The organism is Paraburkholderia fungorum, from assembly GCF_046026025.1.
GTDB classification, from domain to species: Bacteria; Pseudomonadota; Gammaproteobacteria; order Burkholderiales; family Burkholderiaceae; genus Paraburkholderia; species Paraburkholderia fungorum_E.
Genome location: NZ_JAQQFL010000003.1, coordinates 179948 through 201832, shown reverse-complemented (window position 1 = coordinate 201832; position 21885 = coordinate 179948). Strand labels below are relative to the sequence as shown.

Below are 21885 nucleotides of genomic sequence, written 5' to 3'. Positions count from 1 at the left end.
TATAAACGAAAGGAAACGACATGGCGACGTCATGGTCTCCGCCCTGCGTGCCACCAACAACGACTATCGGGTGAGCGACTACACGCACTACACCGGCGACGACAAAGTCACGCTGGCCGGACAGACATTCAAGGTCGCGGGAGGCGTGCAGGACGGCGTCCTGCACGGTACCAGGGAGCGCACGACGGTGCATCCGAACGATGGCGTCTACGTGGTGCCGCTGCCGCATGCGAGCGCGGCTATCGTGGAGTTTCGCTAGGCCTGTCTGGTCGGGATGAGATGGTCCCTGCGCGACCTGGCGCACCGGGCATTCCGGCCAGGGTGACAAAAAAAGGCGCGTCAAGCTGATCGCACAGCGTAACGCGCCAACCTGGTACCACTAATGCAATCGGTCTATCGAACCAGAAATCCGTAAGTCAGTGGATCGCGTTCATCCACGATCCAGTTGGCAAAGCCGCAGACAAAGGCGTTGCCTTCGACCTCCGGGATGACAGCCTTGAAGTCACCCACGGTCGTTTCGCTCAGAACACGTCCTTTGAACACGGTGCCAATGATGGACTCGTTCACCAGCGTCTCGTCCTTCCCCAGTTCTCCACGCAGGTACAGTTGCGCCACGCGCCCACCTGTTCCAGAGCCCGTCGGAGAGCGATCGACCTCACGGTCGGCAAAGACGCAGCAATTGGCTTGCGTCGATCCGGGGTGTCGCGGCGCGGCGGCAATGATGGTTCCGTAGATGTGGTTGATTTCAGGGATATACGGGTGTTCAACCGGGAACGCCTTGTTAGCAGCCGCCTTCACCTCCGCACCGAACCGGATGAGTTCTTCGACGGAGGACTCCCGCACTTCGAGACCGTGCGGCTGGCCGTCAGTGTAAAAATAGAACGCCCCACCGAACGCGATGTCGCCGGTAACCGGCCCGAATGACGGTGTTTCCACCGTGACGTCCCTCTTCCAGATAAAGGACGGCACGTTGACGAACCGGACATTGCCCGCGTGCTCACCGTCCCACTGCACGAATGCTTCGATGAACCCGCATGGTGCATCGATACCGATGCGCGTTTCGGGTGTCTGACGTTGCACCCATCCCAACTCGACTGCTGCCGTCGACAACGCAATAACACCGTGCCCGCAGTGGTCGCTATACCCTTCGTTGTGCAGGAAGATAATGCCGAAATCTGCGTTCGGGCTAACCGGTTCTGTCAGGTAACCGCCGTACATATCTGCATGGCCGCGCGGCTCGAACATGAGGGCCTTGCGGATATCGTCGGCATTCTCCTTCAGCCATGCGCGCCGCTTAACGATGGTATCGCCAGGAAGACGCGGCAGGCCACTGGTCACGATGCGGAATGCTTCACCGCCGGTGTGGACTTCAACAGTCGAGATGGTGCGTGAGATTTTCATGTTTGCTTCGGTGAAGTCAGTGAGGCTCGTGCTTTACTCGCCGTACGGAACCGGCAAACCATTCTTGATGGTGTACACGGTGGTCGGCGCACCCTTGAGGTCGCCATACTCGTCAAACGAGTATGTCCCGGCGACGCCCTTATAGTTTTCCTTCGCGAGTTGAGCGGTCAGTTTCGCCTTGTCGGTCGTCGTCCCTGCTTTCACCATTGCATCGGCGAGCATCTTCACACCGTCGTAGTAGCTGACCGCGTAGACCTGCGTATCGATGTTGTAGGCCGCCTTGTACTTCTGCAGGAACTCGCGGCCGGCAGCCGACTTCTCAAGCGCGATACCGCCCTGAGCGCAGTAGACGATGGACGCTGCATCGCCAGCAACCTTACCCATGTCAGCCGAACAGATGCCGTCGCCGCCCAGCAGTTTGGCGCGCAGCCCACGCTGGCGCATCTGCTTGGCCATCGGCGCGCCCTGCGCTGCGTAGCCACCGAAGAAGACCGCGTCAGGATTCTTGCCCTTGATGTTCGTGAGAATCCCGAGGAAGTCCGTTGCCGCTGAATTGGTAAACTCCTGGTCGACAATCTGGATGCCGTTTGCTTTGGCAACCTTGATGAACTGCTCGGCGACGCCTTGGCCGTAAGCAGTGCGGTCGTCAATAACAGCCGCTGTTTTCGCCTTCAGCGTTTTTGCTGCAAACTGCCCCATCGTGCCGCCGAGTTGTTCATCGCTCGCGCCGATCCGGAAAATGTTCTTGAAACCCTGCTTCGTCAGTGCCGGATTGGACGCAACCGGCAAGATGGGAACGCCTCCCGTGTTGAAGACGCGCGACGCCGGAATTGCGACCCCCGAGTTGTACGGCCCAACGACTGCAATCACTCCGCTGTCGACCAGCTTCTGCGCAACCTGCACGCCGATTTTTGGATCGGCCTGGTCGTCTTCCGAGTCCAGTTTGAACGTCACCTTTTGTCCCGCAACGACGACGCCAGTCTTGTTCAACTCGTCGATGGCCAGACGCGCGCCGTTCTCGTTGTCCTTGCCGTTCGGCGCTTGCGGGCCGGTGAGAGGAGCCGAATGACCGATCGTTACAACGACTTGAGCGCTTGCAGACAGGGTAAAACCAGCGGCCATCAAGGTGGCCATTGTTGTTACGAGACGGCGCATATCAAACTCCAAGTGGACTAGAAGGGAGGCCAGATTAATGGAAATCTGGTTGATGCTCAATCAATTTCAAAAACAAAACGACTATTTTGGTTCCATAAAAACCACCTTACGTTAGCGTGATTCGCAACTGGTCAGTGAGCGCCGCGCGGTTGTCTCGCTTAAGAGTCGGCAAGCGCCCTACGTGCGACCCGGCAAGCAGCCAGATCCCACGCAGCACACCCGACACTTTTGAAGAGGATCGGTGCATTGGGCCTCAATTCCGCCGCAAGTGCTTTGGCAAGCGGGGAAACCGAGTTCCAGTCGACCTTCGCCTGGATCAGGTCTCCTGCTTCGTGCCGCGCGCCAACCGGGTCGTCTACGACCACGAAGCTGCCATCCACCGTTACCTTGGCGATTTCCGCCGCGTCCGGTGTGAATGCGCCGACGCCGACGACCAGGCGACCCGGCCGCGCCGGCTCCGTGTAGACCGGCGACTTGCTGGTCGTAAGCGTAATGACCACGTCGACGCTGGTTGGGATTCCATCCCCAACAAGAGCAGTCAGGTTCGGTGCCACCGGGCGAGTCCGTTCCACAAATTCTTCTGTTCCTGCCTGGGAGGCGCCTTTGGCGAAAAGTTTGGCTTCCGGGAAAATCACCGCGAGCGCCTCGGCGTGATTCGTCGCCTGCTTGCCAGTGCCGATGATCACGATTTCGCGCGGCGCTGTAACGTGAAGCGCCTGGATACCCAGCGCGGTAACCGCCGCAGTGCGCCTTCCTGTGACAGTGGGCCCGTCGAGAACGAACAGCATTTCGCCGGTGTGCGCGTCACATGCGATCACCTGACCGTGGATAGTCGGCAACTGCCGCCTTCCGTTCGATGGGCATACGTTCACCAGTTTGTGGATAGCGATGTCTTCCGCGCTGGATGGCATGGACAACATGAGCCCCCCCTCCTGCATCGGAACGGACAGGCGTTCGGGACTCACGATTCGCCCGGCACCGTACTCGATGATGGTCTCGCGAAGTACATGCATCAACTGTGGATAGCCAAGCAGGGCGGCGGTTGCGTGAGCGTCAAAGTTACGGGTGCAGAGAGAAGTCATTGCAGGCTCGCCTAATGAAGCAAGGGATCAGGGATACGCGCTTGCGGCACGATCTAATTGGATGAAAGACAAGCCACTCCGAACTGGACTCCACTTGAGCAATTCGGCACAGGGGCATCTATATTGGACCAAATTTATACCAATAAAATGACGCACACAATCGTGATTTGCGATTTTATGGCAAATCATGGTCGTTTAATAACCACTTTCGCGTGATGACGGCACTAACTAGTCGCAAAACGCGACCAATTTCCGACACCATTCATGTGGCATCGTGAGGATGCGTACCTTCACTCAGTCAAGCGCAGCGGCAGATAACTGGCGCTCAAGTGGTATATTTGGGAACCACATAGCATCCCCGAGAACGACGATGGCTTCCGCCCGCATTGAGTTTGAAAGCGACTTTCGACCGTTGCAGATTTACGAACAGGTCTCTGAAAAAATCCGTGCGGAGATCCGTTCGGGCCGGTTTCTTCCTGACGCGCGCCTGCCATCCGAGCGCGAACTGGCGGCGCTTTTTGGCGTCGGGCGGCCGGCGGTTCGTGAAGCGATCGGGGCTCTGCAGAACGAGGGGCTCGTCACAACAAAACGAAACTCCGGAACGTATGTCGCCTCGACAGCCCCTCAGATACTGGCTGCAGCGTCGTCGGCGGAAATGGCCGAGGCCGGCCTGGCTTCAGATTTCAGTCCCTCCGCAACCCTGGACGTCAGGCTAATCCTCGAGCCCGCCATTGCCCGACGCGCGGCAGTGCATAAGAAGCGCGATCTCCAGGCCGAGTACTATCTGTCGCAGATGGAAACGCTAACCGACGTAGCGGATGCGGAAGAACGCGCGCTGTGGAACAACAGCGACCGGCTCTTTCATCGGCAACTCGCGGTGATGACGGGTGACGCTTTGCTGATCAAGATTGCAGAGGAAATCGCTGCAACGATGGACCAGTCGCTCTGGAAGCGGCTTAAGGATGACGGCATCTATGACCCAACCCGGATTCGTCTTTATGTAGCTGAACACCGCCTGATTTACGAGGCTATTGTCACGGGCAACGCTGATGCGGCAGCGTTCTATGTGGAGCAGCACATTCATCGGGTTCAGCGGGACATCGCGCCGCAATAGAAGCAGAAGCACGCCGACATGTGTAACTCAGGAGGACAGGAGCACTGAGCGTCCGTTTCTGGATGCTCTGACTGTCTCCTGTGGGCCGGGTGCAGCCGATTGCCTGATCGCGCCACCACTCTCAAACCTTCGCTTTCCCGCTGACTTTCCCAAGGGCCGCCACCTTCTCCATCTCAAACGGCGTATCCCTCACCCTCTTCCCCGTCAAACTGAACACCGCATTAGCCACCGCCGGCGCCACCGAAGGACTCGACAACTCCCCAACGCCTCCAGGTCTCGCGGGATCGCCCTGCACGATCAAAATATCCACCTCCGGCATATCACTCATCCGCATCACGCGATACGAATCAAAGTTCTTCTGCTCCACCTGCCCGTGCCGAATATCGATGCGATCCACCGTCGCGTGCCCTAGCCCCCACATCAGCCCGCCATACAACTGTTCTTCAACTCCACCCGGCGACACCGCCAACCCGCAATCCGCGACACACGTCAGCTTCTCAACCACAACCGCATCGCCTTTCCTCACAACCCGCGCCACCACTGCAACATAGCTGCTATACGCCTGATTCGTCGCGACACCCAACGCCGTACCAGCCGGCAGCGCCGTCCCCCACCCAGCCCGCTCCGCCGCCTCGCGCAACACCGCCTTATGCCGCGGATCCTTCATATGAGCAAGCCGAAACTCAACCGGATCACGCCGCCCAGCATGCGCAGCCTCATCCATGAAAGACTCCACCGCGAACACATTCGGGATATAACTCACCGCGCGATACCAACCCGTCGGCACACCCGTCTCATGACGCACCCAACCAATATCGACATGCGGCGCATCGTAAGCGAACTCATACTTGCTGATCGCTTCGGTAGTGCTGTAGTCCATCCGGTCCGGACGATCGAAATATCCTGGCTCCCATTGTTCCGGCGAAGCGGGCATCACGGCACGCAACTGCAACGTAGTGAGATTGCCATGCGCATCAATAGCGGCTTTAGCACGGTGATAACTCGCCGAGTGATAAAAGAGCGCACGCATTTCATCTTCGCGGCTGTTCACCAGCTTGACCGGTTTGCCGACTTTCAGCGCGAGCCACGTCACTTCGAATAGCCAATACTTCGATTCACGCGAGCCGAAGCTGCCACCCGACACAAGCTCATGCAGCACAACGCGCTCGGCAGGAATCCCCCCAATCACCTCAGCCGCTTCTTGTACTGTAGAAGGCACCTGCAAACCACCCCAGTACTCAATGCGGCCGTCTCTCGCCCACGCGGTGACATTGATCGGCTCAAGCGCGTTTTGCGCCTTATAGGGCATCGAATAGGACGCCTCGATAACGCGCGCACCGTGTGGCCATGCAGTCTTCGCGTCACCGGTTTGAATCGTCGGCACAACATGCGCGACAGGATCGTCGAGCCACGCAGCCTGACGTGCGGCGAGCGTACTACTGTCGAAGGTTTCCAGCGGGCTATCCTCCCACTCAACCTTCAGCGCCGCCTGACCTTGATGCGCCGACCAATAATCATCGGCCAACACCGCAACGCCTGCCTGATTCCCACCGAGAAGGTCGGGACGACCAGGAATCTGCAACACCTGCCGCACGCCGGGCACGGCCAACGCGGCCTTCGCATCAACGCTCCGCACACGTGCATCAATCACGGGCGCGCGCGTGACAACCGCCACCAGCATGTCCGGCAACGACACGTCGATGCTGTACGGAAACGCCCCTCGCGCTTTCAGATCGGCGCCACGTTTCTTCTGTAGCTTGCCGATGTACTTGAACTGCGACGGGTCTTTCAACACGATATCTTTCGGCGCTGGCAACTGCGCTGCCACACTCGCCAGCGAGCCATAGTTCGCACGTTTGCCGCTCGCCTTATCAACAACAAAACCGTTCTCCGTCGAACAAGCAGACGGCGACACATTCCATTGTTTCGCGGCAGCGGCAATCAACATCGCACGCGCGGTCGCGCCGGCACGCCGCAAGCGCTCATATTCAAGCGACACGCTCGTGCTGCCGCCTGTCGAAAACACCTTCCACAGCGGATGAATATAGTCACCGAAGAACGGATTCTCCGGCGTGATCACCTCCACGCGAAACGGATCGACATCGAGTTCTTCCGCAACGACCGCAGCCAACGCCGTGCGCGTACCCGTGCCCGAGTCGTGTTTGTGAACCACGAGCTTGATCGTATCGTCAGGCAGCACCCGCACCCACGCGTTCGGTTCGAATCCGCCGGGTTGAGGTTTAGGGTCGCCGCTCGCGTTTGCATTCACGGCAAATGCTTCAGGCAACTGAAATCCGATCGCGAGACCCGAAGCCAGCAACGCCGAGCTTTGTTTGATGAAGCGACGACGTGCGGCACCATGTGCATCTTTCAGCCCTTGCTTGTCATTGTGCATGTCAAGCCTCCTCGTTAGCGGAGATGGAGGCGGAGGCGCAGACCGCCGCGCATACCGGCGCAACCGACACCAACGCCGCCTCACCCGAAGCCGCACGCTTGATCGCCTTCCTGATCCGCGAGTAGGTTCCGCAGCGGCAGATATTGCCGGACATCGCCGTGGCAATCGTTTCGTCATTGACGGTCGGCTTATCCTTCAGGAACGAGGCCGCCTGCATCAACTGACCGGACTGACAGTAGCCGCATTGCGGCACGTCTTCGGCCACCCACGCGAGTTGCAGCGGATGCGTACCGTCTTTCGACAATCCTTCGATCGTCGTGATGCGCTTGCCCGCCACCGCGGCAATCGGCAACAAACAGGAGCGCACCGCCTCGCCTTCCAGATGCACCGTACACGCGCCGCAAAACCCGCCGCCGCAGCCAAATTTCGTACCGGTTAATTTGAGCCGGTCGCGCAACACCCACAACAGGGGCATGTCTTCCGGTACATTGTCGAGCGAGTGCCGCGTGTCGTTGACCACGATCTCGATCATGCGTGTCTCCTGAATGGTGTTGTGCAGCGCGGCGGAGGCAGCGTGGAATGCGTGCAACCAGGGCCGCGTGCTTGCGGCCATTATTGAAAGCCGTTAAGCACAACGCCAGCGACGATTTCTTCCATCATCCGTAAGTCCGGCTAACACCTATGTTGAAACGCTACCCTTCGATCCAGTCGATGCAGGCTTTCCTGCAAGCGGCACGCGTCGGCAGCTTTTCGAGCGCGGCGCGCCAGTTGTCGCTCACGCATAGCGCGATCAGCCAGCAGATCCGCACGCTCGAAGAGTTCGTCGGCCAGCCGCTATTCGTGCGCGAAGGCGGCGGCGTGGTGCTGACGGACGCCGGCGTGCTCTTCGCGAATCAATTGACGGATGGCTTCGAGCAGATCGATCGGGCGTTGTCGTCGGTGAAAGAGCGCACGGTCAAGCAGTCGATCACGCTCGACGTCGACCCTGAACTCGCGCAGAGCTGGCTAGTGGCGCGCTTGCAGGCCTTGCTGGGTGCGTTGACCGGCACGTCGCTGACCATGCTATCCACGCCACGCCACGACCGTAGCGCGTTCGAGCGTGTGGATATTGCGCTGCGGTATGGGTATGGCGAATGGGACGGCTTCGAGAACGCGCTGATTTGCGGTGATCGGTTGACGGCCGTAGGTTCGCCCGCGCTTCTCGCGGCACGCGGGCTGAGCGTGCCGCTCACGCCGGAGCAGGTGCTTGATTTACCGCTGCTCGGCTATACGAAACGCTCGTGGATTCCGTGGCTCACCGCGGCAGGCATGCCTGCGGTCGAACCGGATGCCATCGCCGTATTCGACAACGCAGCCGGACTGATTGCAGCGGCAAGCGCAGGCATAGGCGCAGGTTTAGCGCGCGGCCTGCTCGCTGCGGACGCGCGACGCGAGGGCCGCCTGGTCGAACTCACACAAGTCGAAATTCCAACGCATTACAACCTGTATGCAGTGTGGCCTCGGGAGAAAGCGGCGCGCGTGGCGCCGCTGATCGAAGTGATTCGCGAACTGGTCGCGCAGACGGTCGGCTAGCGTTACCGCTCGCCACCCTCCGTGCCGACGTTCACACTGGCCGCCACCTCGCGCACGGTATCGAGAAACAGCGAAAGCACCGGCGACGCATCCTCAGCACGATAGCGCGCGTGCAACGACACCTCGGGACACGGCGCAGCCACCGGCACAAATGCAACACCACCGGTCGTCAACTGCCGCGCCGACGAAGGCAGCAGCGCCACGCCCAGTCCTTCGCGCACCAAACACAACAGCGTATGCACCTCGACCACCTCCTGATCGATCTGCGGTGTAAACCCTGCTTCGACACAACAGTCCTGCAAGAAACGCGCGAGTTGCGAATGCTGCAAACCGAATGACACGAAGCGCTCCGTCTCCAACTCGCGCAACGCAATCGCTTCACACGCGGCAAGCCGGTGCCCTAACGGCAGCGCCACCACCGCCGATTCACGCATCACCACTTCACTACGAATCTCCGGGTCCTCATGCGACACCCGGAAGAAACACACATCCAACCGCCGCTCCTTGAGCGCGAGAATCTGCGCAGCGGGCGTCATCTCATGCAGGGTCCACTGCACCTGCGGATGTTTCTCCGCAAATACCCGTAGCGCGCGAGGAATCGGTTCGACCATCGCCGAGCTGATGATGCCGATCTCGAGACTCCCCACTTCACCCCGACCCGCGCAACGCGTCAGATCGATCGCGCGTTCGAACTGCGCGAAGATCAGCGGCACTTGCTCCTTAAGTGTTTTCCCTGCATCAGTGAGCTCGACACGGTGCTGCGAGCGCATGAACAACGCAGTGCCCATCTCCTCTTCGAGAATACGAATCTGCTGACTGAGAGGTGGCTGCGAAATGTGCAGCCGCGCGGCTGCCCGGCCGAAATGCAGTTCGTCGGCAAGTACCGCGAAGTAACGCAACAGCCGGATGTCCATATCGCAAACGTATCAAGATCGTGGTTAAAAAATATTGTACAGAGCGTTTTTATCTTGTGAGACTGCATCGCAAGCAGCAGTGCACATCAGTGTGACACTCGATGCCGGCGAGGGGAAGGCGCTCAAAAATGACGCCTTGCAAAGGGCCGCATGGGCAAGCCCGTCTGGGCTCCGTTCCATCGATGCGCCTGCCCGCGATCCGGCAACTGGATACACCAGTTCCTCTCAAGGAGATCGAGTACATGATCATCGACACCAGCTGTTATCCGACCAATCTGGTCGACCTCGCCTGGCGCCACGACGGCGAGCCATTTACCGGCGAGCGTCTGATCGCAACGATGGACGGCCCGTACCTCATCAACGGCAAGCCGCGCCGCATCGACAAGGCATTCATTCAGCCGCCGCAAGGCAACACCATCTACACGTGGACCGACGGCAACCGCACGGGCCGCGAATCGATCGACGACTACATGGCGTACACCGTCGAAATGACGCAGAAGTATCCGGACCGTCTGATCGGTTGCTTCGTGTACAACCCGCGTTGCGGTCCTGAGAACGGCGCCGAGGCAATCGAGTTCTACGCGAAGGAACACGGCTTCAAGATGGTGCAGTTGCAGGCCAACATGCACGCGTATCGTCCCGACCGCGCGCTCGACTGGCTGCGGCCTGCATTGCGTAAATGCGCGGACCTGGGCCTGCTCGTGAAGCTGCACACCGGCGACGGACCGTACAGCATTCCGAGCGAATGGTATCCGCTGATCCGCGAATTCCCGTCGGTGAACTTCATCATGGCGCACTTCGGTGTGCAGACGGGTGGCGTGTATTGCTTCGAGCCGTATCAAATGGCGCTCGATACACCGAACGTGTATTGCGAATCGAGCTGGTGCCTGCAATCGCGGATCGTCGAATTCGCGAAGGTGCTGCCCACGCACAAGATTCTCTACGGCTCAGACACGCCACCGAACGAACCCGGCATGTGGCTGCGTTTGCTCGAAGTGTTGTGCCACGAACCGCCGCAAGGCCTGAATCTCGACGAAGACACGCTCGAGGATTATCTCGGCAACAACCTCGCCCGCATGATCGGCATCGAGCCGAGCGCGCCGCCGAGGAGCGTCGAAGAAGCGCAAGCCTATCTGAAACACCATGCCGGCGCGTCGCACAAGCACGCCGCTCAGGCATCTCAAGCCGCCTACGCAGGAGCCCGCTGATGATCATCGATACCCATCTGCACCCGACCAATCTCGTCGACGAAGCGTGGCGCCACACCGGCGAGCCGTTCACCGGCGAACGCCTGCTGAAGATGATGGACGGTCCGTACATCATCAACGGCAAGCCGCGCCGCATCGACATGGGCTTCATTCAGCCGCCGCCCGGCAACACCGGCTATCGCGACGGTAATCGCCGCGGCCGTGAGGGCATTCGCGATTACATGTCGTATATCGCCGAGCTGACGCAGAAATACCCGGATCGCTTTATCGGCAACTTCACGTACAACCCGCGTTGGGGTCCGGAAAACGGCGCGGCCGAACTCGAATTCCACGTGAAGGAGTACGGCTTCAAGATGCTCAAGCTGCACGCGAACATGCACGGCTATCGGCCGGATCGCGCGCTCGACTGGTTGCGTCCAGCCATGAAGAAGTGTGCGGAGCTCGGCGTGGTGGTGCTGATTCATACCGGCGACGGACCGTACACGATCCCAACGCAGTTCTATCCGATCATCCGCGAATTCCCGATGGTGAATTTCATCATCGGTCACTTCGGGATTCAAACGGGTGGTAACTATTCGTTCGAAGCCTTCTGGATGGCAATGGATACGCCGAACGTGTATTGCGAATCGGGTTGGTGCTATCAGTCGCGCATCGTCGAATTCGCTCGTGAACTGCCGCGCAACAAGATCGTGTTCGGTACCGATTCGCCACCGAACGAGCCGGGCATGTGGCTGCGCGAACTTGAAATGCTATGCGGTCCCGCGCCGCAAGGTATGGATCTGGATGAAGACGGTCTCGAAGACTATATGGGTAATAACATCGCCCGTCTGGTCGGTATCGAACCCACCAAGCCGCCGAAGGATCTGGTCGAAGCGGAAAAGCGTTTGAAGGCGACCTACGTGAATGATGTAACGCAGCCTGCTTAACGCGTTTAACGCGCTGACACGTTTAGCGCTTGCTGTAAGGCCGGTGCGGCTCACACCGCGCCGGCCTCTCACGACGGTCCGCTTTCGTTATCGCTTTCGACGGAGTTCACTATGGCGGATAACCTCTTCCGCGCCACGCAGGATTTTCACCGCTTCGCACAGGCGTATCGCGAGCAGTTTCCCGACGACGTATTGACCATCAGGCAGCCCGTGGCAGCGGATCAGGACGTCACCGCTATCGTGGCCGAATTGGCTGCACGCGGACGACATGACATGTTGATCTGCGAAAAGGTCGACGGCATTGCGACACCGCTGGTCACCAATTTCTTCGCTTCACGCACGCGCATTGGCCGTTTGTTCGACGTCGATGCATCGGGCTTGTTCGACGCCTACCAACAGCGCGCGAACGCCCCCATCGCGCCGGTTTTCGTGCCGACCGGTCCGGTTCTCGACCAGGTTGTCGAAGGCGACGCCGTCGATCTCGCGCAACTGCCGATGATCCGCCACTTCGATACCGATCGGGGTCCGTACATCACCAACGCGGTGATCATTGCCGAAGATCCGGTGACGGGCGTTGCCAACCTCAGCTATCACCGTTCGATGCGGCATGCCCGCAATGCGCTCGCCACCAGCCTGCATTCACGCGGCCACCTCTGGCGCATGCTGCAGACCGCCAAGGCGCGCGGCGACACGTTGAAGGTCGCGATGGTGATCGGCGCGCATCCTTTGTTCATGCTGGCCGCTGCAGCGCGCGTGCCCTTCGGCACAGATGAGCGCGCAATTGCAGGGGGATTATTCGGTGCACCGCTGCAACTGGTCCGTACACCGCGATACGGAATCGGCGTGCCCGCTTCCGCCGAGTTTGTGCTGGAAGGCACGATCGATCCGGACGCTCACGCGGAAGAAGGTCCATTCGGCGAATTCACGGGCTACTCATCGGACCGCTCGACCAACAACGTGCTGCGCGTCGACACGATGATGCGGCGTAACGATGCATGGCTCGTCGATGTCGTCGGCGGCCCGTACGCCGAGCATTTGACACTGGCCCGTTTGCCGCGCGAAGCGGAAATGAGCGAGAAGCTGAAGGCGCGCTTTCCTTCCGTCACCGCGCTGCACTATCCGAACTCGGGCACGCATTTTCACTGCTATGTCGCGCTGGATCAGACACGCGACGGCGAAGCACGTCAGATCATGCTCGCGCTGCTCGGCTGGGACCCGTATCTGAAGAACGTGGTGGCGGTGGATAGCGACATCGACATCACCAACGATTCGCAAGTGCTGTGGGCCATCGCGACGCATTTCCAGCCGCACCAGGACGTGTTTATCGTCGACGGTTTGCCGGGCAGTCCGCTCGACCCGTCTTCGTCCGCGGCGGGCACCACGTCGCGCATGGGTATCGACGCGACGCGCGGTTCCCATTTCGACGGCATTCGCGCGAAGATCAGCGAAGCCGCCGCGCAACACGCCGTCGATATTCTGGCCCGCGCCACCGCCGGAGCCCAATCATGACCCCGCGGCGACTCGTTGTCGGCATCAGCGGTGCGTCCGGATTCACGTACGGCGTGCGTCTGCTGCACCTGCTGCGTGAGCTCGGCATCGAAACGCATCTGACTGTCTCGCGTAGCGCCCTGCTGACGATGACGCACGAGACCGACTACAAGTTCGCCGAAGTCAGCGCCCTCGCCGGTTTCACTTACCGTTGCGACGACATGGCCGCGGCAATCTCCAGCGGCTCGTTCCGCTCGCTGGGCATGATCGTCGCGCCCTGTTCGATGAAGACGCTTGCCGAAATCGCCAGCGGCATGTCGTCGAGCCTGATCTCGCGCGCCGCCGACGTCACATTGAAAGAGCGCCGTCCCCTGGTGCTGCTGGCGCGTGAAACCCCCTACACGCTGGCGCATCTGCGCAACATGATCGCCGTTACTGAAATGGGCGCGATCGTCGCGCCGCCTGTGCCGGCGTTTTACGCGCGCCCGGCGTCCCTCGACCAGATGATCGATCACACGCTGGGCCGTGTACTCGATCTGTTCGATCTCGAAGCGGGCACCGTCAAACGATGGCGAGAGCAGGACACAACAACCGAAGTGGCAACGCAAACACACGCATCGTATATCGCCTGACGCGCAAAGCCACCCGAATTGAGCCGCACGAACCGCAGCACGACCGAAGAAACGGAGACGAGCCATGACCCATATTCACACCACCCACAACGAAATCGAGAAAATCCCCGTCACGGTGCTGACCGGCTTTCTCGGCGCCGGCAAAACAACGCTGCTCAACTACATTCTTCGCGAGAAGCACGGCCGCAAGATCGCGGTGATCGAAAACGAGTTCGGCGAGATCGGCATCGACGGTGGTCTGGTGCTCGAATCGACCGAAGAGATCTACGAGATGACCAATGGCTGCGTGTGCTGCGTCGGCGCGGTGCGCGAAGACCTGGTGAGGATCGTGCGCATGCTGGTGGAACGGCCGGACCGGCTCGATCACATCATCGTTGAAACGAGTGGGCTCGCCGATCCGTATCCCGTCGCGCAGACGTTCTTCCTCGACGATCCGATCGCGAAGCAGGTGACATTGGACGCGGTCGTCACCATGGTGGATGCCAAACACATCGCCGCGCATCTGGACGATCTGGTACTCGACGGTAGCGACAACCAGGCGGTCGATCAGATCGTCTGCGCGGACCGTATCGTGATCAATAAGGTCGATCTGGTGAGCACGGAAGATGTTGCCTCGCTGACCCAGCGTATTCGCGGCTTGAACGCTACGGCGCAGATCGTCGAATCGAGCTACGCCCAGATCGATCTCGACAAGATTCTCGGCGTCGGTGCGAACGAGTTCTCACAGATTCTCGTGGAGACGGACGGTTTGCATGAAGAAGGGCACGGCCACGCGCATCATCACGACAAGCATGACGAGCACGAAGCGCATCACGATCATGAACACGCCCATCATGACGACGATCACGACGACCACCAGCACGACGAAAGCGTGTCCTCGGTCGGCATCGAAGTCGATGCCGATATCGATCTCGACGCGCTGCAAGTCTGGCTCACCGAACTGCGCAGGTCTGACGCCACCAACCTGTTCCGTATGAAAGGCATTCTCGCTTTGCAAGGCCAGTCGCACCGCTATGTGCTGCAAGGCGTGCACAACGTGATCGAACTTCGCGCGGCGCAGGTGTGGGGCACTGAACCACGCTCATGCCGCATTGTATTCATCGGACGCGATCTCGATCGCGCCGCGCTGACCGACCGCTTCCATGCCTGTCTTGCCGTGCCCATTGCGGCCTGACGGGGAGATCCGGTCGGCGTGCGAAGTAACGCTGCACGGCAAAACCGTGCAGCGCGCTCCGGCCAGAAAACTTAATCCAGCACCCTCTTGGATGGACCGGAGTAGCACTAAAGCACTAACGCCGGTCGACCGCAAGTAACTGCATGGGACCGGAGTAAGCGCTAAAGCGCTAACTCCGGTCGACAAAGGAGACACGTCATGAATACCGCCATACATCCCGTCGATCGGATTCTGCCGAAGCGCCAGATGATCACGCTCGGTTTGCAGCACATGCTAGTGGCTTATATCGGCGCGATTGCTGTTCCCTTGATCGTTGCGTCGGCACTGAAAATGTCGTCGGCCGATACCACGGTGCTCATCAGCACCGCCCTGTTTTGCTCAGGCATCTCGACGATTCTGCAGACCGTCGGCGTCTGGAAGTTCGGCGTGCGTCTGCCCATTCTGCAAGGCGTCGCGTTCAGCAGCGTCGGGCCGGTCATCGCGATCGGCCTGAGTCCGGGCGTCGGCTTCGCCGGTGTGTGCGGCGCGGTGATTGGCGCAGGTCTCTTCACGATGTTCGCCGCGCCCCTGGTGGGACGCTTACGAAGATTCTTCCCACCCGTGGTAACCGGCTGCATCGTGACCGTGATCGGTTTGCAACTGTTCCCCGTGGCGTACCAATGGGCCGGTGGCGGCGAGGCCGCGCAGCAGCAGTTCGGCGCGCTGCCCTTCCTGAGCGTCACGCTGTTCGTCGCCATCGTGATTCTCGGGATCAACCGCTTTGCCGGTCCGTTCCTGCGCAATCTCTCGGTGCTGATCGGCTTGATCGCGGGCGGCATTCTGGCGTGCGCGCTCGGGATGGGCAACTTCACGAGCGTGAGCGCCGCGCCGTGGTTCACGTTGCCCATGCCGTTCCACTTCGGCACGCCCGTCTTCTCGGTGGTGCCGGTGCTGACGATGATCGTCGTGATGGTGGTGCAAATGGTCGAATCGATGGGACTGTTCGTCGCCATTGGTGACATCGTCGACAAGAACGTGAGCGAGGAAGACGTGGTGCGCGGCATGCGTGCGAACGGTCTGGCGAGCGCGATTGCCGGCATGTTCGCGGCGTTCCCCTTCATCGCCTTCATGGAGAACGTCGGCCTCGTGATCCTGACCGGCGTGCGCAGCCGCTGGGTGGTGGCGATCAGCGGCGTGCTGATGTGCGTGGTGGCGCTGGTGCCGAAGATCGGCGCGATTGTCGCGTCGACACCCGCCGCCGCGCTGGGCGGCGCCGGCATCGCGATGTTCGGCGTGGTGGTGGCCGCCGGCGTGCAAACGCTGGCTAAGGTGGACTTCGAGGGCAATCGCTACAACGTGCTGATTGTCGGCTTCACGATCGCCACCGCACTGATTCCGGTGATGGCGCCACAAGTCTTCAAGCATATGCCCGACTGGACCCAGCCTTTCCTGCATAGCGGGGTGGTGCTGGCGTGTCTGGTGTCGGTCGTGCTGAACGCGGTGTTGAACGGCGCGCACGAAGAGGAAAAGATCGTCGAAACCCACAGCAATCTGGTGCGCGAATCCTGATGATCGGATGAGCGATCGACGCAGCATGACGAGCGCGGCCGGCGAACCTCTGTGGACCGGCGGCCGCTTCGAAGCATCTGAGAGGACATTGAATCGTGAGCATGCAAACTGAAGCGTTGCTGATCAAGAACCCTGCCGCCGTGATGAGCGGCTTGAGCGGCGATGTGGCGCGCTTAGGCCAGGTCGATCTGCGGATTCGCAACGGCCGCATCGAGGCCATTGCGCCGAACCTGGAACCGCGCGCGGATGAACGCGTGATCGATGCGCGCTCGTGCGTCGTCTATCCGGGCTGGGTGAATACCCACCACCATCTGTTCCAGAACCTGCTGAAGGCGGTGCCGTCCGGCATCAACGCCGATTTGCAGGAATGGCTGGCCGCCGTGCCGTATCCGCGGCTTGCACGCTTCACACCGGATCTGGCGCGGATTGCCGCTCGACTGGGTCTGGCCGAGCTGTTGTTGTCCGGCGTGACGACCTGCGCCGATCACCATTACCTGTATCACGCGGATGGCACTACGGAAACCGGCGATCTGCTATTTGACGAAGCGGCCGAGTTCGGTATGCGCTTCGTGCTATGCCGCGGCGGCGCATTGCAGGCGGCGGGTGATCATCCTGGGTTTGCCAAAGTCGCGCTCAAGCCGGAAACGCTCGATCAGATGCTCGCCGATATCGAACGGCTGAAGTCGCGCTATCACGACGCGGGCGATGCTTCGATGCGGCGCGTCGTCGTAGCGCCGACCACCCCGACGTTTTCGCTGCCGCCGGAATTGCTGCCCGAAGTTGCGCGCGCGGCGCGGCGCATGGGTCTCAGGCTGCATACGCATCTTTCCGAAACGACCCGCTACGTCGATTTCTGCAAGGAGCGCTTCAACAAACTACCGGTCGAGTTCGTCGCCGATCACGAATGGCTCGGGCCAGACGTCTGGTTCGCTCATCTCGTGCATCTGCAGCCGAGCGAGATCGCGATGCTTGCGGAAACCGGCAGCGGCTGCTCGCACTGTCCGGTGAGCAATGCGCGACTCGGCAGCGGCATTGCGCCGGCGCCGCACATGGCGGCGGCGGGCGTGCCGATGTCGCTGGCCGTGGACGGCGTCGCCTCGAACGAATCCGGCAGCATGACCAACGAAGCGCACTTCGCATGGTTGGTGCATCGCGCGGCCCACGGTGCGTCGGCGACCACCGTCGAAGAAACGATTCATTGGGGCAGCGCGGGCGGCGCAGGCGTGCTCGGTCTGGATGCGGTCGGCACGCTTGAAGTAGGCAAGGCGGCGGACTTCGTGCTGTATGACGTCAGCGATCTACGCTTCAACGGCTTCCATGATGTGGCAGTAGCGCCGGTGACGGCGGGTGAACCCGCTCGGGTTCGCTACAACGTGGTGAACGGCCGCGTGGTGGTGGATAACGGCGTGATTCCGGGTCTCGACCTCGAACGGCTTCGCCATGAAGCGGCCGAGGGCGTGAAGCAACTGCTCGCCGACTAAGCCACTCACGCATGCGGGATCAAAGGGACACGCCACCATGCAACACGGAAGAATCCGGCTCGGTATTCTCACGCCTTCGTCGAATACGGCGCTGGAGCCGATGACCGCCGCGATACTAAGCGAACTGCCGCACGTCAGCGCACACTTCGCGCGCTTCACGGTCACGGAGATCGCGTTATCGGAGCAGGCGCTCGGTCAGTTCGACACGAGCCGGGTTCTGGCTGCCGCGAATCACCTGGCCGATGCGCGTGTGGATGTGATCGGCTGGAGCGGCACATCTGCCGGCTGGCTCGGCTTCGAGCGCGATCAGGCGTTGTGCCGCCACATCACCGAAGCGACCGGCATTCCCGCGACAACCTCGGTGCTCGCCCTCAACGAAATCTTCGCCAAAACCGGCGTGCGGCGCTTGGGTCTGGTGTCGCCGTATATCGACGAGGTTCAGCAACGGATTGTGCGGAACTACGAGAAGTTGGGGATTGAATGTGTCTCGGAGCGCCATCTCGGCTTGCAGAACAATTTCAGTTTTGCCGAAGTGCCGGATGCGCAGTTGGCAATCATGATGCGTGAGGCCGCATTTGCAAGACCCGATGCGGTGACGACGTTCTGCACGAATCTGCACGCGGCGCATCTGGTGCGGGCGTTTGAGATGGCGACTGATATTCCCGCTTACGACACGGTGGCCACGGTGATTTGGAAGGCCTTAAGAATGCTGGGAGTGGATACGACGCCACTCGCAAGTTGGGGCAGGCTGTTTGACGACGTCGCGTAACGCTGCTGGGTCAGGCGGCGCGGCGGCCCATCGGTTTCCGCGCGCGCCGCCCCAACCCGTCATCTTGCGTGTGAGTTAGCGTGACATCATGTTCATGCTGACGTTGTGCATCACCCACACCGTGCCGCCGATCAGAATGATCGCGGCGATCACGGTATAGCACAGCGCCATCACATTCCACCGTTGACCGGACGACGTGTTCAGATGCAGGAAGAACACCAGATGAACGACAATCTGTACAAGCGCAAGCACGGCCAGCACAGCCATTGCGGAGCCCGGCTCGAGCATGCCCTTCATCACCAACCCGAACGACGCCGCAGTCAACACCACGGCCAGTACGAATCCGATGACATAGCCCGAGAGACTTCCGTGCCCCTCTTCTTCATGAAGTGATTGTGTATGAGCCATTTAAAGCACGCTCCCAAGATAGACAAACGAAAACACGCAGATCCACACGATGTCTAGAAAGTGCCAGAAGAGACTCAGGCACGTGAGGCGCGTGATCTCACGCTCGGACATTTCCGGCTTCAGGACGATCTGGACGGCGAGCACGGCCATCCAGATGAGGCCCATGGTGACGTGCAAGCCGTGCGTACCGACGAGCGTGAAGAACGATGAAAAGAACGCGCTGCGGCCAGGACCCGCACCTTCGGCGATCAGGTGCGAAAACTCCTGCACTTCGAACCAGAGGAACGCCAGACCGAGCACAAACGTAACCGCCAGCCACCCGAGCACGACACCCGACTTGCGCTTGTGTGCCCCGAGCATCGCGAAACCGTAGGTGATGCTGCTCAGCAGCAACACGGCGGTTTCCAGCGCGACGCCCGGAATGTCGAACAGCTCCTTGCCGGTTGGGCCGCCGGCGAACTGGTGCGCCATCACGGCAAACACCGCGAATAGCGACGCGAACAGCACGCAGTCGGTCATCAGATACAGCCAGAACCCGAATACCGAATGGGACGGCGCGTGTTCGCTTTCCAGCTCGCCCAGCGCGGCGAAATTGGTTTTCTGTAACATCAGTTGACCTCCGCAGCGACAAGCCGCTCTTCACGCTTCGTTTCGCCCGCCTTGCCGCCCTTCTCTTCGGTCTTCCGGACTGTCTCCGCCGAAATGTAATAGCCCTCGTTATCGCCGAAGCTGCGTCCGATCACCGTCGCCATGATGGCGATGAGCGCGGCCACTGCGAGCCACGTGATATGCCAGACCCCTGCGAAGCCGAGCAACAGGCTGAAGATGCCGATAAAGAAGCCCGCGCTGGTATTCGACGGCATATGAATCTCGCGGTACGCGACGTCCTTGCCGAGGCCCTGCCCCGTTTCCTTCATATGGGCGAACGCGTCGAGCTCATGCACCACCGGGATAGTGGCAAAGTTGTAGACCGGCGGCGGCGATGATGTGGCCCATTCGAGCGTGCGGCCGTCCCACGGATCGCCCGTGACATCGCGATACGCCGGCAGCTTGCGATTGCGCACGCTAACAACCACCTGCAGCACCTGGCAGACCACGCCGAGCGCGATGAACACCACGCCACACGCCGCGACAATCAGCAACGGCTGCCATGCCGGGTTGTCATAGTGGTTCAGACGCCGTGTCATGCCCATAAAGCCAAGCACATAGAGCGGCATGAACGACACATAGAAGCCGACGAACCAGAGCCAGAAAGCGGCCTTGCCGAGTTTCTCGTTCAGCTTGATGCCGAACACCTTCGGAAACCAGTAGTGGACACCAGCCAGATAACCGAACACCACGCCGCCAATAATTGCGTTATGGAAATGGGCAATCAGAAACAGGCTGTTGTGCAGGACGAAATCGGCGCCGGGAATCGCCATCATCACGCCGGTCATGCCGCCGATCGTAAAGGTGATCATGAAGCCGATCGTCCACAGCACCGGGGTGGTGAATTCAAGGCGCCCACGATAGATCGTGAACAGCCAGTTGAATATCTTCACACCGGTCGGAATGGCGATGACCATGGTCATAATGCCGAAGAACGCATTGACGTCCGCGCCGGACCCCATCGTGAAGAAGTGATGCAGCCAGACGAGGAACGCCAGCACCGTGATCACACAAGTGGCGTAGACCATGGTCTTGTAGCCGAACAGCGGTTTCTTCGCGAAGGTCGAGATCACTTCCGAATAAATGCCGAACGCCGGTAGAACCAGAATGTAGACCTCGGGGTGACCCCATGCCCAGATCAGGTTCAGATACATCATGGCGTTGCCGCCGCCGTCGTTCGTGAAGAAGTGCATGCCGAGGTAGCGGTCCAGACCGAGCAGCGCGAGCGCAACGGTCAGGATCGGGAACGTTGCCATGATCAGCACGTTCGAACACAGCGCGGTCCACGTGAACACCGGCATCTTCATCAGCGACATGCCGGGTGCACGCATACGGATGATAGTGACGAAGAAGTTGATAGCGGTAATCAGCGTGCCGACGCCTGATAACTGCAGACTCCAGATGTAATAGTCCACGCCCACACCCGGACTGAACTGAAGTTCCGAGAGCGGCGGATACGCGAGCCAGCCGACCTGCGCAAACTCACCGATCACGAGCGACAGGTTCATCAGAATGGCGCTAATCGCGGTCATCCAGAAGCTGAGTGAGTTCAGGAACGGGAACGCCACGTCGCGCGCACCGATCTGCAGCGGCACGATCAGGTTGAAGAGGCCGACCATCAGCGCCATCGCCATGAAGAAGATCATGATGACGCCGTGCGCCGTAAAGATCTGGTCGTAGTGATGCGGCGGCAGATAGCCCGGCGAATCAAAGGCGAGCGCCAGTTGCAGACGCATCATGACCGCGTCGGCAAACCCGCGCAGCAGCATCAGGACCGCGACCACGATATACATCACGCCGATCTTCTTGTGATCGACGCTGGTAAGCCATTCGCTCCAAAGCCATTTCCACTTGCCAAACCACGTCAACGCACCGAGCGTGGCCAGGACAATGATCGCCATCAGGGCGCCCGCGCCCATGATGATGGGCTGATCGAACGGAATCGCCGAAAGTGTCAGTTTTCCGAACAT

General features: G+C 60.3%; 20 protein-coding genes. 11 read left to right on the top strand and 9 right to left on the bottom strand.

All coding sequences use genetic code 11. The annotated features are described in order from the left end of the window. Window positions 1-31: 31 nt before the first annotated feature. Window positions 32-259 carry a hypothetical protein gene (locus PQR67_RS05100; RefSeq protein WP_408455348.1) on the top strand — a complete coding sequence of 76 codons (228 nt, stop codon included), beginning with the start codon at window positions 32-34 and terminating at the stop codon, window positions 257-259. Between the two features lie 134 nt (window positions 260-393). On the opposite strand, the gene lhpH is transcribed toward PQR67_RS05100, so the two are convergent. From lhpH to lhpI, 3 genes are all read right to left on the bottom strand, one after another. After that, entirely contained in the window at window positions 394-1401 is a 1008-nt protein-coding gene (gene lhpH / locus PQR67_RS05095; protein WP_408455345.1) for a trans-3-hydroxy-L-proline dehydratase, read from the bottom strand. A 33-nt stretch (window positions 1402-1434) separates the two neighbouring features. After that, entirely contained in the window at window positions 1435-2556 is a 1122-nt protein-coding gene (locus PQR67_RS05090; RefSeq protein ID WP_408455342.1) for a branched-chain amino acid ABC transporter substrate-binding protein, read from the bottom strand. A gap of 158 nt (window positions 2557-2714) precedes the next feature. Then, a complete protein-coding gene (gene lhpI / locus PQR67_RS05085) occupies window positions 2715-3638 on the bottom strand; it encodes a bifunctional Delta(1)-pyrroline-2-carboxylate/Delta(1)-piperideine-2-carboxylate reductase (protein ID WP_408455339.1) in 924 nt (307 codons plus the stop codon). Window positions 3639-4008: 370 nt separating this feature from the next. Here lhpI and PQR67_RS05080 point away from each other — a divergent pair, with 370 nt between their 5' ends. Further along, entirely contained in the window at window positions 4009-4752 is a 744-nt protein-coding gene (locus tag PQR67_RS05080) for a FadR/GntR family transcriptional regulator (RefSeq protein ID WP_408455336.1), read from the top strand. 121 nt (window positions 4753-4873) lie between these two features. Here PQR67_RS05080 and PQR67_RS05075 read toward each other — a convergent pair whose 3' ends face one another. Beyond that, on the bottom strand, window positions 4874-7147 hold the full coding sequence (locus tag PQR67_RS05075) for a xanthine dehydrogenase family protein molybdopterin-binding subunit (RefSeq protein WP_408455333.1): 2274 nt from the start codon (window positions 7145-7147) through the stop codon (window positions 4874-4876). A gap of 1 nt (window position 7148) precedes the next feature. Further along, window positions 7149-7679, bottom strand: a complete 531-nt coding sequence (locus tag PQR67_RS05070; protein WP_408455330.1) for a (2Fe-2S)-binding protein — start codon at window positions 7677-7679, stop codon at window positions 7149-7151. A gap of 149 nt (window positions 7680-7828) precedes the next feature. On the opposite strand from PQR67_RS05070, the gene PQR67_RS05065 reads away from it, so the two are divergent. Continuing rightward, entirely contained in the window at window positions 7829-8719 is an 891-nt protein-coding gene (locus tag PQR67_RS05065) for a LysR substrate-binding domain-containing protein (RefSeq protein ID WP_408455327.1), read from the top strand. Window positions 8720-8721: 2 nt separating this feature from the next. Here PQR67_RS05065 and PQR67_RS05060 read toward each other — a convergent pair whose 3' ends face one another. Next, window positions 8722-9633, bottom strand: coding sequence for a LysR substrate-binding domain-containing protein (locus PQR67_RS05060; protein ID WP_408455324.1), 912 nt, complete (start codon window positions 9631-9633; stop codon window positions 8722-8724). Window positions 9634-9875: 242 nt separating this feature from the next. Between PQR67_RS05060 and PQR67_RS05055 the strand changes: the two genes are divergently transcribed. From PQR67_RS05055 to PQR67_RS05020, 8 genes are all read left to right on the top strand, one after another. Continuing rightward, complete coding sequence (locus PQR67_RS05055) at window positions 9876-10841, top strand: amidohydrolase family protein (protein ID WP_120349119.1); 966 nt, start codon at window positions 9876-9878, stop codon at window positions 10839-10841. Then, a complete protein-coding gene (locus tag PQR67_RS05050) occupies window positions 10841-11767 on the top strand; it encodes an amidohydrolase family protein (protein WP_408455320.1) in 927 nt (308 codons plus the stop codon). Before PQR67_RS05055 ends, PQR67_RS05050 begins: the two co-directional genes overlap by 1 nt. Before the next feature lie 111 nt (window positions 11768-11878). Beyond that, the gene (locus tag PQR67_RS05045) at window positions 11879-13276 is read left to right on the top strand and encodes a UbiD family decarboxylase (RefSeq protein WP_408455317.1); all 1398 of its coding nucleotides are present in this window, start codon (window positions 11879-11881) and stop codon (window positions 13274-13276) included. Continuing rightward, entirely contained in the window at window positions 13273-13887 is a 615-nt protein-coding gene (locus tag PQR67_RS05040) for a UbiX family flavin prenyltransferase (RefSeq protein ID WP_408455314.1), read from the top strand. Before PQR67_RS05045 ends, PQR67_RS05040 begins: the two co-directional genes overlap by 4 nt. A gap of 64 nt (window positions 13888-13951) precedes the next feature. Further along, entirely contained in the window at window positions 13952-15061 is a 1110-nt protein-coding gene (locus tag PQR67_RS05035; RefSeq protein WP_408455312.1) for a CobW family GTP-binding protein, read from the top strand. A 198-nt stretch (window positions 15062-15259) separates the two neighbouring features. Beyond that, window positions 15260-16609, top strand: coding sequence for a nucleobase:cation symporter-2 family protein (locus PQR67_RS05030; RefSeq protein WP_408455309.1), 1350 nt, complete (start codon window positions 15260-15262; stop codon window positions 16607-16609). 101 nt (window positions 16610-16710) lie between these two features. Continuing rightward, window positions 16711-18090 carry an isoxanthopterin deaminase gene (locus tag PQR67_RS05025; RefSeq protein WP_408455869.1) on the top strand — a complete coding sequence of 460 codons (1380 nt, stop codon included), beginning with the start codon at window positions 16711-16713 and terminating at the stop codon, window positions 18088-18090. A 37-nt stretch (window positions 18091-18127) separates the two neighbouring features. Then, window positions 18128-18859 (top strand): maleate cis-trans isomerase family protein, encoded by a 732-nt coding sequence (locus PQR67_RS05020; protein WP_408455307.1) that lies wholly within the window; start codon window positions 18128-18130, stop codon window positions 18857-18859. Window positions 18860-18934: 75 nt separating this feature from the next. Here the strand turns inward: PQR67_RS05020 and cyoD are convergent, their stop codons facing one another. From cyoD to cyoB, 3 genes are read right to left on the bottom strand one after another with little or no spacing between them, the layout of a single operon-like run. Then, complete coding sequence (gene cyoD / locus PQR67_RS05015) at window positions 18935-19267, bottom strand: cytochrome o ubiquinol oxidase subunit IV (protein WP_408455305.1); 333 nt, start codon at window positions 19265-19267, stop codon at window positions 18935-18937. After that, window positions 19268-19876, bottom strand: coding sequence for a cytochrome o ubiquinol oxidase subunit III (cyoC, locus tag PQR67_RS05010; RefSeq protein ID WP_408455302.1), 609 nt, complete (start codon window positions 19874-19876; stop codon window positions 19268-19270). It abuts the gene before it with no gap. Then, window positions 19876-21885: a cytochrome o ubiquinol oxidase subunit I gene (gene cyoB / locus PQR67_RS05005; RefSeq protein WP_408455299.1), complete on the bottom strand. Its 2010-nt coding sequence runs from the start codon at window positions 21883-21885 to the stop codon at window positions 19876-19878. The genes cyoC and cyoB overlap by 1 nt, the downstream gene beginning before the upstream one ends.